Genomic DNA, 16,421 nt, shown 5'->3' with positions numbered 1-16,421 from the left:
TTTACATTAAGCTGTCTAAATAAGTTTCTACGTCTAAATGTTTATGTGTTTTACACAGTTCATTTTCATAACGAATCAGTTGAATATAAAGATCAATAAACTGTTTTTCTTGTTGTTCAAGCAGTTGTCGTGCTTTAGAATTTTTTGCTTTAAACATCGTTTTAAATTTAATTTTTAAAATTTGTTTATATGACCAAAAACATATTCGACGAGTTTCTTGTAAATAGAAATAATGCTCATTTTGAGTATTTTTTCGGAACATATTTTCTTTATAAAAGCGAACAAAACCAAAACTTAAAGCGAAGAAGAATACAATGATTTGTAAAACTAAACTTTCAAGATAAGCAATATTAACCGTTTGAATAATAATCAATATTGCTAATTTAAGAGGTGTATGACGCAACTGTTGGTACAACGAGTTTGAACTATGCTTAATTTGCTTAATCACCAAAGGGGTGTAAAGCATAAAAATTAATAGAATAATTAAGACTGCAATACCATGTGCGCGGAACAGATCAAATTGTGGGAAGTAAAGCGCAATAAAATGACTGAGGCTCATGGAAAAGGAAACAAAAATCATGGCTGCCAATAGCCAAGGAATGAGTTCCTTAAGTTCATCTAAAATTCCTTTGGTTTTAATCATGCTATAAAACAAATAATTTCTTTTAAACGCAGACGGGTATTGTTCCCGCATTTGTTGTAAAAAAAGCGCAGCCTGTTTATTGCTAATCATAAATATCAAAGGAAATTAAAAAGTAGCGCTACTATAAATGATTCACATCATTTTGAATCAAATTATAGATATTTTTTAAATCATCTATGTGGCTGATGTTGCATTCAGTCCGATTTTATTCTGTATTCATGCTTAAATTATGCGAAAATAGATCTTTATTATTTTGTCCAAGGACAGTTCATGACTGATCAATCTCCTGAATCTTTAAGCGATATCGAAATTTTAGACATTTTACAGTCCATGAAAAGCGATGAGCTAAATACTGAAGCGAAAGAGATTATCCGGAATGGTGGTAAAGCTGGTCGTCAAGAAGCGTATAAACAAGCCATTGTTGCTTTACATAATTCTTTTGAAAAAAACTTTGTGGAAGCGGTGACTTTGGCGTTGGGCTTAAATGAAGGTCAAGCGAAAAAGATTAAATATAAAAAAGATCGTATTCGTATTTTAAAAGTACGTGGTATTGATTATATGGCAATTGATGGAGCTGAAACTGCTCAAGTTTTATCCCAAGTGGCTCAAGCGATTGTACGTGAAGATGCAATTGTCACTAACGGCTTGCATAATATTTTCCCATTTTGGAAAGAAGGCTGGCCGATGGTTCAATTTGACAGTGCTTATGCCATTTTAGAAGAAGATATTAGTATCCATTATGCGTTAGTCATTGAAAATCTGCTTGAAAACTTTAAATAATTTTCATTGAAGCAAAAAAAAAGCACCAATTAAATAGGTGCTTTTTTTATGAAAAATTTTAAGACAATGTTGAATAGAATGGGAAAACACCACAAATTATGGCGGCAAACATCATCACTAAGCAGGTGATAATGGCCCACTTAATTGCAAATTTTTGATGTTGGCCTAAATCAATTCCTGCTAAGCCACAGAGTAAATAAGTAGATGGAACTAAAGGCGAGAGTAAATGTACAGGTTGGCCCACGATTGAGGCGCGAGCCATTTCTACTGGGGTAATCCCGTAATGCAAGGCAGCTTCAGAAAGTACAGGAAGGACACCGTAGTAGAAGGCATCATTTGACATAAAGAAGGTCAAAGGCATACTGAGTACTGCGGTAATAGGCGCAAGAAACGGTCCCATACTTTGCGGAATAATGGCCACCAATTCTTTGGACATCGAATCGACCATGCCTGTTCCTGCTAAAATACCAGTAAAGATACCTGCAGCAAAAATAATTCCTACGACATTTAAAGCGCTACCGGCATGGTGAGCAACCAAATCTTTTTGCATATTGATATCTTTATAATTCACCACAAGTGCAATAGCCAAGGCAATCATAAAGAGAATCGACATCGGCAATACGCCTTTGACCAGACAAATCATTAAGCAAATGGTCAATAACGCATTAAACCATCTTAGGTGCGCGCGATTGGCTTCAGGATTTGAAGAAATCTGAATATTATCGCCATGACTTACATCCAGTTCGATAATGCCAAGACGTTTACGTTCCATACGCCCGTACATATAGCCTATAAAGTATAACCAAGCGATAGAACACAGCATTGGAATAATCATAGGGACAAATACATCACTTGGGTCGACATGCAATGCACTGGCTGCACGGGCAGTAGGACCACCCCACGGTGTTAGATTCATAATACCGCTCGCAAGCATCATTAAACAGGCCATCACCAATGGACTCATGCCTAAACGCTTATAGAGTGGTAGCATGGCAGCCACACAGATCATATAGGTGGTCGAACCATCACCGTCTAATGAAACAATTAAAGTTAAGGTAATCGTACCGAGAGTAACTTTTAACGGGTCACCTTTGACCAGTCGTAAAATCCATTTAACCGATGGATCAAATAATCCTGTATCAATCATGATTGCGAAGTATAAGATCGCAAATAACAGCATAACGCCAGTCGGTGCAAGTTTTTTCACACCATCAAGCATCATTTCGCCAAGATTTTGAAGTTCAATGTGACTTAAGCTGTCAAAGAAGAAACCTAATACATAGGCAATGAGAGCAAATATTACGGGAATCAGAGTAAGTGCAACGAGTGCACTCATGCGTCTGGTCATGATTAAATACATAAAGCATAAAATCATGCCGAGACCTAATAAAGTCAGCATGGAAGTTCAGTCCTTTGAAAGTAAATTTACTCTCGTGTTTTTAAATTAATCACTTGGTCGGAACTGATGTTAAGCTATCGTTTAATAAAACTAAATATCAACAAAAAAATGCCTTTTCAATACCTATAAAGCATAAAAATATTCTTTAAATAATAAGGGCTTAAGAGCTAAATAAAATCAATAATTTGACTTAACTTATTGAGAATACTATGAAATTGATGATTATTTACTCGTTTTTATGAGAAGTGATGAAAATTTAAAAAATATGTGGTCAATTTTTGACTTGAAAAATAATATTATTGTTAAGTTTTATTAAATATTTTATCAATTTTTATTAATGGGTTTTATGAAAAAACTGAAAATTTTAATCACATGAATCAAAAAAAATAAGATCAATATTTTGTGATTAAAAAACCCATACTTAGGATGGGTTTTTAAAAAATTTTCTAGCACAAGCTATTGTATAAAATAATAAAGTTAGGTCGGTGGTGATTCATGTTCTTCATTTTCGATTGGTTTTTCGAGTAAACGCGTCACCAAAAGCTGATCAATTTTAAAATGATCGACATCGACTACTTCAAACTTATAACCACCAAAAATAACTGCATCAGCTGGGCGCGGGATTTTTCGTAATTTATACATCATAAAACCTGCGATGGTTTCATAGTTTTCGTCATCTGGCATTTCATCAATTTGAAGCGCATGTTTAATATCTTCAATTGGGGTGCTGCCGTCAATTAACCATGAATTATTATCGCGCTTAATAATTTGTTGATCGGCTTCAATTGGAATAACCCAGTCACCCATTACAGTAATCATGATGTCGGAGAGCGTAATGACACCGACTACAAGAGCATACTCATTAATAACAACTGCAAATTTTTCTTTGGTTGAGCGGAAGCGATCGAGTAATTCAGATAGGGTTAAAGTATCTGGAATCGTCAGTACATTACGAATGGTATTTTCATTGAGCTGTAATAGAGACTGATTATTCAAAATACGGACTAAAATGTCTTTGGCATCAATATAACCAATGACTTCGTCAATATTGGTGCTACACACTACAAATTTGGAATAGGGAAATTCAGCTAATTTTTGACGGATACTGGCTTCAGATTCTTTTAAAGTAAAAAACACCACATTTTCACGGGTGGTCATACTTGAAGGCACATTACGTTCTTCAAGTTCAAATACATTTTCAATAAAATGATGTTCTTGCTTTTGCAGTACACCAGCTTGTGCACCTGCATCCATGACTGCGGAAATATCTGCAAAAGTAATATTGTCATCGCGAATCGTATTGACTTTAAATAAGCGAAACAGCAAATTGGCAATCGCATTGATCATCCAAGCCAAAGGTTTACATATTTTGATAAAAACTTGGATGGGATTAATAACAGAAATAGCAATTTTTTCTGGCGCAATCATGGCCAAGCGTTTTGGCATTAAATCGGCAAAAAGAATAAATAGTGAAGTCACTAAAGTAAAAGACAGGGTAAAACCAATCGTATCTGTCCAAGGTCCTACATATACTCGATCAATCAAGGTAACAAAGTAAGGACGAAAGGCAGCTTCACCTAAAATACCACCTAAAATGGCGATTGCATTTAACCCAATCTGGGAAGCTGCAAAAAATTCGGCAGAATGTTCTTGTAGATTAAGAACTTTTTGTGCCCGATCATCACCAGATTCTGCAAGAATTTTAAGTTTGACTTTACGTGCACCAGCAAGCGCAATTTCAGTTAAAGATAGGAAACCCGCTCCTGTAATGAGTATTGCGATGATGAGGATATTCTGGAAAAGGCTCACAAATTCACCTGTAGATCATCATTATTATGAAATATTTTTAACACAAAAAATGAAAGGCAGTAAGAAAGTTACCACCTGAATCACTACAGTATAATCTTAAAAAAGAAGAATTTAAGTTTTTTTATCATTAATAGTGAGAAAACTGTGAGTTATTCATTAAGAATTCACGATTTTCTTCTTCAATCATCTGTCGAGCTACATACAAGATCAGCTGACGTAACCAGCGATGTGCAGGATGATGATGTAGCAATGGACACCAAGCCATTTTTAATTCAAATTCAGGAATATAAAAAGGAGGATCTTTAATTAAAAGGTTTGCATTATTGGACTGCAAATGTGCGATACGACTTGGAAGCGTTGCAATCAAATCGACATTGGAAGCCAGGAGGGCAGGCATTTGATAGTGACGGGTAAATACTGAAATTTTACGTTTTTGACCAATTCGCTCTAAAGCTTGATCAATCCAGCCCAATCCCGCTTGTTTATCTGGATTGACACCAAAACCTACGCCCATTCCTGTTTTAGACACCCAAATATGCTGAGCATCTAAATAACTTTTTAAATTTAAGTTATTCGCAGCAGGGTGTTTGTTATTGAGCAAGCAGGAAAAACTATCACGCCAAACCAAAACTTGATGAAAGCTTTGTGGAATTTCGTTAAAACGATTAATGGCTAAATCGACTTTCCCTTGTTCCATATCACGGTAAGACACATCACTTGGCGTTAAAAAGTCCAATACAACATTGGGTGCTTCTGAACGTAAGGCTTTGACAAGACGTGGAACCAGAGTCGCTTCTGCATAATCAGAAGTCATGATACGGAAAACGCGATTTGAAGTATAAGGACGGAACTCAGTACGAGGTTCCAAAATCATGGATAAATCGGCCAATGCATCTCGAATACGTGGCTGAAGTTCTAAAGCGCGTTCTGTTGGCGTCATGCCTTCAGAAGAACGAATTAACAGGGGGTCATTAAATAAATTGCGTAAACGACGCAAAATATTACTCATGGCAGGTTGGGTAACACCCAGTTGTTCTGCTGCACGGGTGACATTTTTTTCACGTAAAAGAACATCAAGGTAAATTAATAGATTAAGATCGACCCGTTCCAGATTCATAAAAAAAATACCGATAATAAAGCCATGAAATTGTATTGATTATGCCATAAGCAGCAAGGCTTGTGTAGGAAATATGACGAATAAAAAATCACTTTTAAGGCCAAATTTCAGCATAAAGTCGTATTGTTTTAAGAGCATTTTTTTATTTTTAAGCAACAGAAAAATATCTTATTAAGGATAAAAACTAATCACACTAAATCTATTTGAATCACAAACAATTAGCAACAATGGGTGGTACTGAAAAAATTGAAAGATAAAAATACTGCGATTTAAAAGGCTTTGTATTTTAAATAAGCAATTGAATATTTGCTCAACAAAATAAGCAGTTAAATACCAACAAAGGAAATACTTTTGTGTTAAAAACGCATAAGGCTTGGCTGAGTGAAAATAAAAGTCACAAGCTCAATATTTAAAAAATAAATCATTCAAAACTAAATGAAGACTTTAATTTAATGACCATGTAATAAACAATTTGTATATCTAATAGACGTTTATTGTATTTATTTAAATTTATTTTATATTTATATAACAATGATTTAATTTGCATTATCAAAATTTTAATACGACTTTGATCTATGTATTTTTTAAATAAATACCGAAAATTAATGCAGAATATTGGATTAATTATTTGACTACAACTAAGCTGTGTTCATACCTAGGGAATGGTCTAAATCTGAACAAGTGTACTTAATCAGAGTTAAATCCTCCTACTGATGAAATCCTAAAATTATATACAGGAAATATCATGACTACATACCAAACAGCGATTGATGCAATCCGCGAATTAAAAGCAAAATTCGGTAGCACTTGGCGCGATATTAGCCCAGAAGATGCTGCGCGTATGCAAATGCAAAACCAATTCAAAACTGGTTTAGATATCGCTAAATACACCGCTGCAATTATGCGTCGTGATATGGCTGCTTATGATGCTGACTCTAGCCAATACACTCAGTCTTTAGGCTGCTGGCACGGTTTCATCGCACAACAAAAAATGATTGCGAACAAAAAATACTTCGGCACAACTGACCGTCGTTATATCTACCTTTCAGGTTGGATGGTTGCTGCACTTCGTTCAGAATTTGGTCCACTTCCTGACCAATCTATGCACGAAAAAACTTCTGTACCTGCTTTAATCGAAGAAATCTACACTTTCCTTCGTCAAGCTGATGCGAAAGAATTAAACGACCTTTTCCGTGCGCTTAAAAAAGCAAACGAAGCGGGTGATACGGCTAAAGCTGCTGAAATCACTGCTCAAATCGACGGTTTCCAAACTCACATCGTACCAATTATTGCGGATATCGATGCTGGTTTCGGTAACGAAGAAGCGACTTACTTGCTTGCTCGTAAAATGATTGAAGCGGGTGCGTGTGCACTTCAAATTGAAAACCAAGTATCTGACGCGAAACAATGTGGTCACCAAGCTGGTAAAGTCACTGTTCCACACGAAGATTTCATCTCTAAAATCCATGCATTACGTTATGCATTCTTAGAAATGGGTCTTGACGAAGGTATCATCGTTGCGCGTACTGACTCTGAAGGCGCTGACTTGACTCAAAAAATCCCAGTGGTTAAAGAGCCAGGCGACATTGCTTCTCAATACATCGGTTTCTTAGACACTGTTGAAATTGATATTGCTGATGCGCAAGAAGATGAAATCCTAATCAAGCGTGATGGTAAATTACACCGTCCTAAGCGTTTAGCTTCTGGCTTGTACCAGTTCCGTGCTGACACTCAAATTGACCGTGTTGTACTTGACTGCGTATCTAGCCTTCAAAACGGTGCTGACCTTCTTTGGATCGAAACCGCAACGCCAAACGTTGAAGAAATCGCTCACATGGTTAACCGTGTAAAAGAAACAGTTCCAAATGCGAAGCTTGTTTATAACAACTCACCATCTTTCAACTGGACTTTGAATTTCCGTCAACAGTCTTATGATCGTTGGGTTGCTGAAGGTAAAGATGTTTCTGCTTACGACCGTGCTAAATTAATGAGCGCTGAGTATGATGCTACTGAATTAGCTGCTGATGCAGACGCTAAGATCCGTACATTCCAAGCAGATGCTTCTCGTGAAGCGGGCGTGTTCCATCACTTGATCACACTTCCGACTTACCACACTGCTGCTCTTTCTACGCATGAGCTTGCACAAGGTTACTTCGGTTCTGAGGGTATGTTGGCTTATGTTGCTGGTGTACAACGTAAAGAAATCCGTCAAGGTATTGCTTGTGTTAAACACCAAGCAATGGCGGGTTCTGACATCGGTGATGATCACAAAGAAATCTTCTCTGGTGACAACGCGTTGAAAGCACATGATGATGCTAAAAACACTATGAACCAATTCGGTGGTTAATCCCCCCGACTGATTCAGAGAAAACCCTGCTTATGCAGGGTTTTTTTATGATTGGGCTAAAAATAAAAGCTTAATAATATTTCAATCATTAAATTTTTAATAAATAAAAAATGACTTGAATTGAATTACCGAGATTATTTCAATGACGCTTGATAGTTTAGAAGCGCTTTGCGACCTAATCCTGGATCATCAGTAAAAAGACCATCTACGCCTGCTCGAAAGAACAGTTCATATTCTTTGATTGCACCAGTTTCACAACGCTCGGCTGGATTGACACCACAATCCAGATAATCAGGTAAAAATTCATTTTCTGGACGTAGCGTATAAGGGTGAACTTTAAGCCCCACGGCATGCGCATCTTTTACAAATGAGGTTACTGTTGCAGCTTGTGTATTGGGTAAAATATAGGTTTTACTGGGTCCAACCCCATCAGCATATTTTGCAACTTCTTTTAAGCCTGCCACTGTGGCCATATCACCATAATTGATGGTTAATTTCTGCATTGCGGCATCAGCAGGTTGAGTGGACTTTCCACCATAAAGCTGAATAATTTTAATCTGTTTAATCGAATTAAGTTGATCCAATTGCTCACGCATGGCTTTTAAATTGCTTATTTCAAAAGATTGTAAATATACAGGTGCGATTTCTCGAGTATATTTGTGTTTTGCTAAACTCATCAGTAGCGAATTTTCAAGGGCTAAATTTTGCTGTTGGAAATAAGTCGGATGCTTGGTTTCTATATATAAACCAATAATTTTGCCAGTCTTTTGATAGTGTTGGTCCGCTAATTCAATAATCTGCTCTAAAGTTGGAATATTGTATAAATCATTATATTGCACATTATTGGGACGTATTTGGGGAATTCTTTCACGCGCTTTTAACTGATTCAGTTCGTTTAAGTGAAAGTCTTCGGTGAACCAGCCCGTTAGAGAAACACCATCAATCACTTTGGTGGTCTTTCGATCAGCAAATTGCGGAAGTTCACTGACATTGGTTGTTTCGCCAATTTCGTTTTCATGCCTTGCTACTAAATAGCCATCTTTGGTTGCAACCAAATCGGGTTCAATAAAGTCAGCACCATCATCAATGGCTTTCTGATAAGCTGCCAAAGTATGCTCTGGACGTAAAGCACTGGCACCACGATGGCCTATAATCAAAATTTCAGGTGTATTCACAGTCGGTGGGGCTGCATAAATTGAATCATTATCTTCATTACACGCAGTAAGATTTAAAATCATCAGTGATAAAGCCATTTTTTTTAACATACAGGTTCCAGTGTTGTTGTTATTAATCTGGATACAGTGTTTCTGAAGATTAGTACAAAAATATGACAAGGTCGGAAAACTCACAAGTCTTTACATTGAACAATAGGTCACTCTTCATATTTTCTCCTTATTTAGTATAAAAAATAATTTTTCTGTTAATGGTTGTTGTATTTTGAGTTTTAGTCACTGAATATCCATGTATCTAGGTTAAATTATAAGAACTTTTAATGGTTTAACTTCATCCCTTTTCATACTGTGATTACGTCATATGCTGTCAAAATTTTTTATTGAACGTCCTATTTTTGCCGGTGTATTGGCCATTATTGTGATGGCTTTTGGCCTTTTTGCAGTATTTAGTCTGCCTGTTGAGCGTTATCCCGATATTGCTCCACCTCGTATTACTGTAAGTTCAACCTATACCGGTGCATCGGCTGAAACGGTTGAGGAAAGTGTGACTCAGGTTCTAGAGCAACAGATTAAAGGGATTGATCATTTACTGTATTTTAGTTCCAGTAGTGATTCATCGGGACGTAGTCGAATCAGTATTAGTTTTGAAAATGGGACAGATCCTGATACAGCACAAGTGCAAGTGCAAAATGCAATTAATGGCGTGATTAATCGTTTGCCTGAAGATGTGCAGCGCCAAGGTGTAAACGTATTTAAATCCTTGAGCGACACGCATATGGTCATTGGACTTTATGATGCTTCTGGTAAAAGTGACAATATTGAATTGTCAGATTACATGATGACCTATTTAGAGCAAGAACTGGCACGGATTGAAGGTATTGGCGAAGTCGATGTATTTGGTTCGCAGTATGCTATGCGAATTTGGTTAAATCCTTTAAAACTCAAACAATATAATTTAATTCCCAGTGATATTCGTGCTGCTGTAGAAGCACAAAATACCCAAGTGGCGGCGGGTGCAATTGGTGATTTACCGGTAGTTCAAGATCAATACTTAAATGCAAAAGTCACATCAGGGTCACGCTTAAAAACTGTTTCTGAATTTGAAAATATCATTGTGAAATCTAGCCGTGATGGCAGTTTTATTTATTTAAAAGATGTCGCAAAAATTGAATTGGGTGCGGAAAATTATCAATCTTTTAATACCATTAATGGGTCACCTTCGGCAGGGATGGGTATTTCTTTGGCATCTGGTGCCAATGCTTTAGCAACTTCTGCATTAATTAAAGCTGAAGTCGATCACTTAGCACAACAATTGCCTGATGGGTATAAGCTGGTTTATCCACGAGACAATACGCCCTTTGTACAAGAATCAATTAAAGAAGTGGTTAAAACTTTATTTGAAGCCATTTTATTGGTCATTATTGTGATGTTTGCTTTTCTACAAAATTGGCGTGCCACACTGATTCCGGCCATCACTGTACCTGTGGTGATTTTAGGAACAATGGCAGTGTTGTCCATTTTTGGAATGAGTATTAATACTTTGACCTTGTTTGCCTTGGTTTTGGCGATTGGGTTACTGGTGGATGATGCCATTGTGGTGGTTGAAAATGTTGAACGTCTGATGCATGAGAAAAATTTAACCGCCAAGCAAGCTTCTATTGAATCTATGCAGGAAATTACCGGGGCACTGATCGGAATTACCTTGGTACTTACCGCCGTATTTATTCCGATGGCATTTTTTAGTGGTTCAACAGGTGTCATATATCGTCAGTTTTCGATGACCCTTGTTGCCGCAATGACCTTATCTTTATTGGTGGCACTGATTTTAACACCTGCATTGTGTGCCATTATTTTAAAACCAAATCCTCAACCGGCAAAATGGGCCATTTGGTTTAATCAAAAATTAGATCGCTTAAAGCATCATTATCTCAATTTATCGAGTTTAACCATTCAATATAAAGCAATATCCTTGGTGGTTTTTACTGCGTTGATTATCACTTTTGCTTTGTTTTATCGGGCTTTACCGACCAGTTTCATTCCCAGTGAAGATCAGGGGATTTTAAATGTTCAGTTCCGATTAGCCGATGGAGCCCCCATGTCTAAAAGTCGTGAAATAGGGGAGCAGATTCGACAGTATTTTTTGACTCATGAAAAAGACAATGTCAGTTTGGTTATGGTTCGCTATGGACGTAACTTTTCGGGAACCGGACAGAATTTAGGTCAGGGATTTATTGCACTCAAACATTGGGATGAGCGATCTGGACAAGAAAATTCAGCACAAGCCATTCGTGAACGTGCTTTGAGCCATTTTAAAAGCAATCCGAATGCCAATATTAGTGTGATGTTGCCTTCATCTGTCAGTGGTTTAGGGCAAACCGATGGTTTAGATTTTTGGGTGCGTGATGTAAATGGACAAGGGCGACAATATTTGGATGACCAATTTAAGCAATTGCAACAGCAGGCCAAACAATATAAAACCTTTGAAAATTTAGATAAGCGTTCTAATCCTGATAAGGCTGAATTGAAAGTCAATATTGATCAGAAACTTGCTTTGGCGAATGGATTGTCACAGACGGCAATTAATAGCACGTTGGCCAGTGCGTGGGGAGGCAGTTATATTAATGACTTTATTGACCGTGGTCGGATTAAACGCGTCATTATGCAAGGTGATGCCGAGTTTCGCTCTAAACCTGAAGATTTGAATAATTGGTATGTACGTAATGATTTAAATCAAATGATTTCCTTTGGCAACTTTTCTAATATGAGTTGGAGTGGTGGGCCTGAGGTGGTGAATCGTTATATGGGCTACACCGCATTACAGATGGAAGCGGATACTGCCAAAAATGTCAGTTCAGGTGACGCTATGCAAGATGTGGCTCAATTGATTGGACAGCAATCTGGAATTGATGTCGCATGGAGTGGCTTGTCATTTGAAGAACAGAAATCAAGTCATCAAGCACTTCTCTTGTATTTGGTATCTATTGGCTTTATTTTCTTATGTTTAGCCGCGCTTTATGAAAGCTGGTCTATTCCAAGTGCAGTGATGAGTGCAATTCCTTTGGGGATTGGTGGAAATATTTTATTCAGCTATTTTGCTGGTTTTCCCAATGATATTTATTTTCAGATTGCTTTATTAACCACCATTGGCTTGTCCTGTAAGAATGCGATTTTGATTGTTGAGTTTGCATCCATGGCACAACAACAAGGTCGCAGTGTAATTGAGGCTGCTTTGGAAGGGGCAAGCTTACGTTTACGTCCCATTTTAATGACTTCACTTGCCTTTGGGGCTGGTGTGACGCCGTTGGTTTTTGCTTTTGGTGCAGGTGCTGCCAGTCGTCAGGAAATTGGGGTGAGTGTATTAGGTGGTGTCATTTTCGCAACATTATTGGTGCTTATTTTTATTCCATTTATGTATGTTTTAATTCGCACTTTATTTAAGGCTAAAACTACCACTTAAGCCTCTTTAATTGCTCAGCGTGAAAGAATATATTTAATGCGTGATTAGGCAGAACATGCCATGCTCTGTACTGAAAAAATATAAATGGACTTATGGCCAGCATGGGGCAAATTGAGGAATAGGGAATATGCGTAATCATAATTTTATTGATCTTTTGCATGCTTCTATTCAAAGTTCAATGCAAGATCAAGATATTCAGCAGGCTTTACAGACAATACAAACCTTCAAAGCCGCCGATATCGCAGATTTACTCACGCAATTGCCAATAGAGTCAAGTCAGATCCTGTTGGTCAATTTACCTGCGCGAGCCTATGTATTTTCTTATTTAAAACCAGATCAGCAAATTAAGCTGGCTAAAGTGATTCCTTGGGCTACTTTGGCAGAAATTATTGGTGAAATGCCCTCAGACAAACGTGTTGATATCTTTAAACAGCTTAACTCTGAACAGCAAAATATTCTTTTGCCCGCCTTGGCTCAAGCAAAGCGTGAAGATATTCGTCAGTTAGCCTCCTATGTTGAAGGGACGGCTGGGGCAATTATGAGTTCAGAATACGCCACTTTAAAGCCCAATATGACGGTTCTTGAGGCCATTAAAATGTTGCGTCTGGAAGCGCCCGATACTGAAACCATTTATTTGGCTTATGTATTAGATGCGGCACGTAAATTATTGGGTGTTATCTCGTTAAAAGAATTAATTTTGGCGCAGGAACAGGATTGTATTCAGGATTTGATGACCACAGATTTAATTTTTTCGACCGTGGATACACATCAGGATGAAGTGGTTAAAAAGATTGCCCGTTACGATTTATTGGCCCTGCCCATTGTAGACGAACAGGGTTTCATGGTCGGTATAGTCACCCATGATGACGCAATGGATGTGGCAAATGATGAAGCCACAGAAGATTTTTTAAAAGCAAGCGCTGTGGAAACGAGCCGAAAATTGAGTTTAAAAACAGCACCGATTATTTTGCTCTATCAAAAGCGTGTGTTTTGGTTGGTTATTTTGGTTTTTGGTAGTTTACTGTCTGGGATCGGAATTTCGCATTTTGAAGATATTATTGCAGCCAATATTGTACTGGTATTTTTTCTTCCATTACTGGTTGGCAGTGGAGGGAATGCAGGTTCACAATCGGCGACCTTAATGGTTCGAGCTTTGGCAACGGGTGATGTACAGGTCAAAGACTGGTTTTATTTATTGGGACGTGAAAGTCTAGTGGCCTTGTGTTTGGGCGGTACAATGGCATTTGCAGTTTCAATTTTAGGTTATGTTAGAGGTGATAGCATGATTGCTACGGTGTTAGCGCTCAGCATGCTTGGCATTGTTTTACTGGGTTGTTTAATTGGTATGAGCTTACCTTTTATTTTAAATCATCTAAAACTTGATCCGGCTAGTGCATCAGCCCCATTGGTCACTTCCATTTGTGATGCAACTGGGGTGGTGGTGTATTTATTTATTGCCTCCCAATTACTGACTGGCGTGAGTGGCTAAATCGATTTTGTTCATAGTATCTGGTTGGTTAGATCAGCTAAACTTCATCATAGAAAAAGATTATTTCATTGGAATAAGGTTATGCCACAATTACAAAAAAAAATGAGTCAGCAAGAGGTTATCCGTTTAGAGCGAGATTTGGCGAAATTTGCCAATATGATGGATTCAGTGGTTCGTATTCCATTTACCAAGCAAGGGGTAGGTGCAGATGCTGCTTTAAGTACAATTCCTGTCGCAGGCGATGTCGCTGGGTTTGTACTGACTTGTTATGCCATTTATAAAGCCAAACAAATTGGAGTACCGCAACATAAGCTTAATCCTGTTATGAAATTGGCGATGATGGATGCGGTAGTCGGTTTTATACCGATAGTCGGGACAATATTTGATATTTTCATTCGGCCTAGTCGCAAAGCATTAGCGGTTGTGCACGATCATATTCGAGAGGAATATCAGATTCACAATGATGTGCATGTGGTTCATCCATTTCTGCATGAAAGTTTAGAGCATCGACAGCAAACCTCTGCTTTTTGGCGTAATCCAATGGTTGCATGGATTTGGCTACATCTTCCCGATTTGTTTGGTGCTCTTTTCTTGATTTTACTTTTGGTTGCAATGTGTTTCGGTGGAAGTTGGTTGTGGCAGTGGTTTCAGAGTTTTAATATTTAAAGTTTAAGCAAACAAGAATGAAATGGATAAAATCGATGGATTATATTTCTGCAAATTTACCCGCGATTCAGTTGGATGAAACCCATGATTTTTATAGCGCACTGGGCTTTCAATATACTTATTTTTCTGCTGATTGGATGATTTTGGAACAAGGCAGCTTAAAATTGGAATTTTTTCATCATCCTGAGCTTGATCCACAGGCATCTTGGCATAGTGCTTGTATTCGGGTGCAGGATTTAGCGGCACTTTATCATACTTGGCATGAGGTCAATTGGTCCTTATTTCCACAAGCCAGAATTACCGAAATACAATCGTTAGCTGAAATTGATTTATTTTGTGTGATTGATATTAATGGCAGTTTGTTGCGTTGCATTCAACACAACTAAAAAAAGCCTCTAAAATAGAGACTTTTTACACAGGGTTTATTGATGTAGTGGCATTATGCACAGTCAAGCTGTTGTAAAGCTGCTACACGTTGTTCAATGGATGGATGGGTTTGAAACAAAGCCGCTAAACTGAAGCCTTGTGACTTACCTTCGGTAATGGCAAATGCTTTCATTTCTTTTGGCATCTGATCAGGCAGTTCAGTTTCAGCTTGTAAGCGTAATAATGCAGAGATCATCGCTTGCTTACCTGCTAAACGCGCACCTGCTTCGTCAGCGCGATATTCACGATAACGTGAGAACCACATCACAATAGACGAGGCTAAAATACCAAACACAATATCTAATGCGATGGTAATACCGAAATAAGCCAGTCCTGGCGCTTCGCCATCAGCACGCCCAAAGACATTACGATCAATAAAGTCACCGACAACACGCGCAAAGAACATTACAAAGGCGTTGACTACCCCTTGCACAAGCGCCAAAGTGACCATATCACCATTGGCAACGTGACCAATTTCGTGTGCAAGTACAGCACGCAGTTCGTCTTTGTTCATGCGCTCAAGGAGGCCTGTTGAAACAGCCACTAAAGCATCGTTTTTGTTCCAACCTGTAGCAAAAGCATTTGACTGATAAGACGGGAAAATACCGACTTCAGGCATTTGAATACCAGCGCGTTGCGACAATTGCGCAATTTCTTGTAATAGCCATACTTCTGCTTGGTTACGTGGCGCATTCGGGTCAATCAGTTCAGTACCCGTGGTTTTTTTCGCCATCCATTTAGACATGAATAGAGAAATGAGTGAGCCAACCATACCAAAGACAAAACAGATAACCAGTAGGTTGCCTAGATTTAAGCCACCCGCGCCATGGTAACTACCGACACCGAAGAGTGACAAAATAATGCCAGCTACCACCAGTACCGCGAGGTTGGTAAGCAAAAACAAACCAATCCGCATCATTGAGAGAATCCTCTTATAATAAAAAAATAATCTGATTTATGAATTAAAATCAACATAGTGAATATGAGGGCTATCCCTAAAAAATTCAAGAAAAAAATTGTGGATTGCTCTTGAGTCTATTGTGATTTGATTCATGAGTTACATGTCATACTAAGATGAATACTGAAGATCTAGGCATTCCCATAGGTAGAAGGATA

General features: G+C 38.0%; 12 protein-coding genes. 6 read left to right on the top strand and 6 right to left on the bottom strand.

What is annotated here, in order from left to right; translation table 11 throughout:
* Position 1 precedes the first annotated feature (1 nt).
* Complete coding sequence (locus tag GA0116959_RS00345) at positions 2–733, bottom strand: hypothetical protein (protein ID WP_092717100.1); 732 nt, start codon at positions 731–733, stop codon at positions 2–4.
* Positions 734–913: 180 nt separating this feature from the next.
* Between GA0116959_RS00345 and GA0116959_RS00340 the strand changes: the two genes are divergently transcribed.
* Positions 914–1,423, top strand: a complete 510-nt coding sequence (locus GA0116959_RS00340) for a hypothetical protein (protein ID WP_092717097.1) — start codon at positions 914–916, stop codon at positions 1,421–1,423.
* Between the two features lie 58 nt (positions 1,424–1,481).
* Here the strand turns inward: GA0116959_RS00340 and GA0116959_RS00335 are convergent, their stop codons facing one another.
* The 3 genes from GA0116959_RS00335 to GA0116959_RS00325 all read right to left on the bottom strand — a co-directional run bounded on the left by GA0116959_RS00335 (position 1,482) and on the right by GA0116959_RS00325 (position 5,748).
* The gene (locus GA0116959_RS00335; RefSeq protein ID WP_053578426.1) at positions 1,482–2,822 is read right to left on the bottom strand and encodes a CitMHS family transporter; all 1,341 of its coding nucleotides are present in this window, start codon (positions 2,820–2,822) and stop codon (positions 1,482–1,484) included.
* 477 nt (positions 2,823–3,299) lie between these two features.
* A complete protein-coding gene (gene paeA, locus GA0116959_RS00330) occupies positions 3,300–4,631 on the bottom strand; it encodes a polyamine export protein PaeA (protein WP_053578425.1) in 1,332 nt (443 codons plus the stop codon).
* A gap of 127 nt (positions 4,632–4,758) precedes the next feature.
* Positions 4,759–5,748, bottom strand: a complete 990-nt coding sequence (locus GA0116959_RS00325; protein WP_053578424.1) for a LysR family transcriptional regulator — start codon at positions 5,746–5,748, stop codon at positions 4,759–4,761.
* A gap of 745 nt (positions 5,749–6,493) precedes the next feature.
* Here GA0116959_RS00325 and GA0116959_RS00320 point away from each other — a divergent pair.
* Positions 6,494–8,095: an isocitrate lyase gene (locus GA0116959_RS00320; RefSeq protein WP_092717094.1), complete on the top strand. Its 1,602-nt coding sequence runs from the start codon at positions 6,494–6,496 to the stop codon at positions 8,093–8,095.
* Positions 8,096–8,229: 134 nt separating this feature from the next.
* Here GA0116959_RS00320 and GA0116959_RS00315 read toward each other — a convergent pair whose 3' ends face one another.
* A complete protein-coding gene (locus GA0116959_RS00315; protein WP_092717092.1) occupies positions 8,230–9,360 on the bottom strand; it encodes a glycerophosphodiester phosphodiesterase in 1,131 nt (376 codons plus the stop codon).
* A 268-nt stretch (positions 9,361–9,628) separates the two neighbouring features.
* On the opposite strand from GA0116959_RS00315, the gene GA0116959_RS00310 reads away from it, so the two are divergent.
* The 4 genes from GA0116959_RS00310 (at position 9,629) to GA0116959_RS00295 (ending at position 15,265) form a co-directional block, all read left to right on the top strand.
* Positions 9,629–12,724: a multidrug efflux RND transporter permease subunit gene (locus GA0116959_RS00310; protein WP_092717089.1), complete on the top strand. Its 3,096-nt coding sequence runs from the start codon at positions 9,629–9,631 to the stop codon at positions 12,722–12,724.
* Between the two features lie 127 nt (positions 12,725–12,851).
* Positions 12,852–14,213 carry a magnesium transporter gene (gene mgtE / locus GA0116959_RS00305; RefSeq protein ID WP_092717086.1) on the top strand — a complete coding sequence of 454 codons (1,362 nt, stop codon included), beginning with the start codon at positions 12,852–12,854 and terminating at the stop codon, positions 14,211–14,213.
* A gap of 81 nt (positions 14,214–14,294) precedes the next feature.
* Positions 14,295–14,879, top strand: a complete 585-nt coding sequence (locus GA0116959_RS00300) for a DUF4112 domain-containing protein (RefSeq protein WP_092717083.1) — start codon at positions 14,295–14,297, stop codon at positions 14,877–14,879.
* Between the two features lie 35 nt (positions 14,880–14,914).
* On the top strand, positions 14,915–15,265 hold the full coding sequence (locus GA0116959_RS00295; RefSeq protein ID WP_092717080.1) for a bleomycin resistance protein: 351 nt from the start codon (positions 14,915–14,917) through the stop codon (positions 15,263–15,265).
* Between the two features lie 53 nt (positions 15,266–15,318).
* On the opposite strand, the gene htpX is transcribed toward GA0116959_RS00295, so the two are convergent.
* Positions 15,319–16,224 (bottom strand): protease HtpX, encoded by a 906-nt coding sequence (gene htpX / locus GA0116959_RS00290; RefSeq protein ID WP_092717077.1) that lies wholly within the window; start codon positions 16,222–16,224, stop codon positions 15,319–15,321.
* Positions 16,225–16,421 lie beyond the last annotated feature (197 nt).

Source organism: Acinetobacter albensis, assembly GCF_900095025.1.
Lineage (GTDB): Bacteria > Pseudomonadota > Gammaproteobacteria > Pseudomonadales > Moraxellaceae > Acinetobacter > Acinetobacter albensis.
Note: the sequence above shows the minus strand (reverse complement) of the source record. Positions and strands in the feature narration are given on the sequence as shown.

Excerpts from the sequence above, each read along its gene's own strand:
- GA0116959_RS00345 (WP_092717100.1), bottom strand. The coding sequence starts at position 733 with ATGATTAGCAATAAACAGGCTGCGCTTTTTTTACAACAAATGCGGGAA.
- GA0116959_RS00340 (WP_092717097.1), top strand. The coding sequence starts at position 914 with ATGACTGATCAATCTCCTGAATCTTTAAGCGATATCGAAATTTTAGAC.
- GA0116959_RS00335 (WP_053578426.1), bottom strand. The coding sequence starts at position 2,822 with ATGCTGACTTTATTAGGTCTCGGCATGATTTTATGCTTTATGTATTTA.
- GA0116959_RS00325 (WP_053578424.1), bottom strand. The coding sequence starts at position 5,748 with ATGAATCTGGAACGGGTCGATCTTAATCTATTAATTTACCTTGATGTT.
- GA0116959_RS00320 (WP_092717094.1), top strand. The coding sequence starts at position 6,494 with ATGACTACATACCAAACAGCGATTGATGCAATCCGCGAATTAAAAGCA.
- GA0116959_RS00315 (WP_092717092.1), bottom strand. The coding sequence starts at position 9,360 with ATGTTAAAAAAAATGGCTTTATCACTGATGATTTTAAATCTTACTGCG.
- GA0116959_RS00310 (WP_092717089.1), top strand. The coding sequence starts at position 9,629 with ATGCTGTCAAAATTTTTTATTGAACGTCCTATTTTTGCCGGTGTATTG.
- mgtE (WP_092717086.1), top strand. The coding sequence starts at position 12,852 with ATGCGTAATCATAATTTTATTGATCTTTTGCATGCTTCTATTCAAAGT.
- GA0116959_RS00300 (WP_092717083.1), top strand. The coding sequence starts at position 14,295 with ATGCCACAATTACAAAAAAAAATGAGTCAGCAAGAGGTTATCCGTTTA.
- GA0116959_RS00295 (WP_092717080.1), top strand. The coding sequence starts at position 14,915 with ATGGATTATATTTCTGCAAATTTACCCGCGATTCAGTTGGATGAAACC.
- htpX (WP_092717077.1), bottom strand. The coding sequence starts at position 16,224 with ATGATGCGGATTGGTTTGTTTTTGCTTACCAACCTCGCGGTACTGGTG.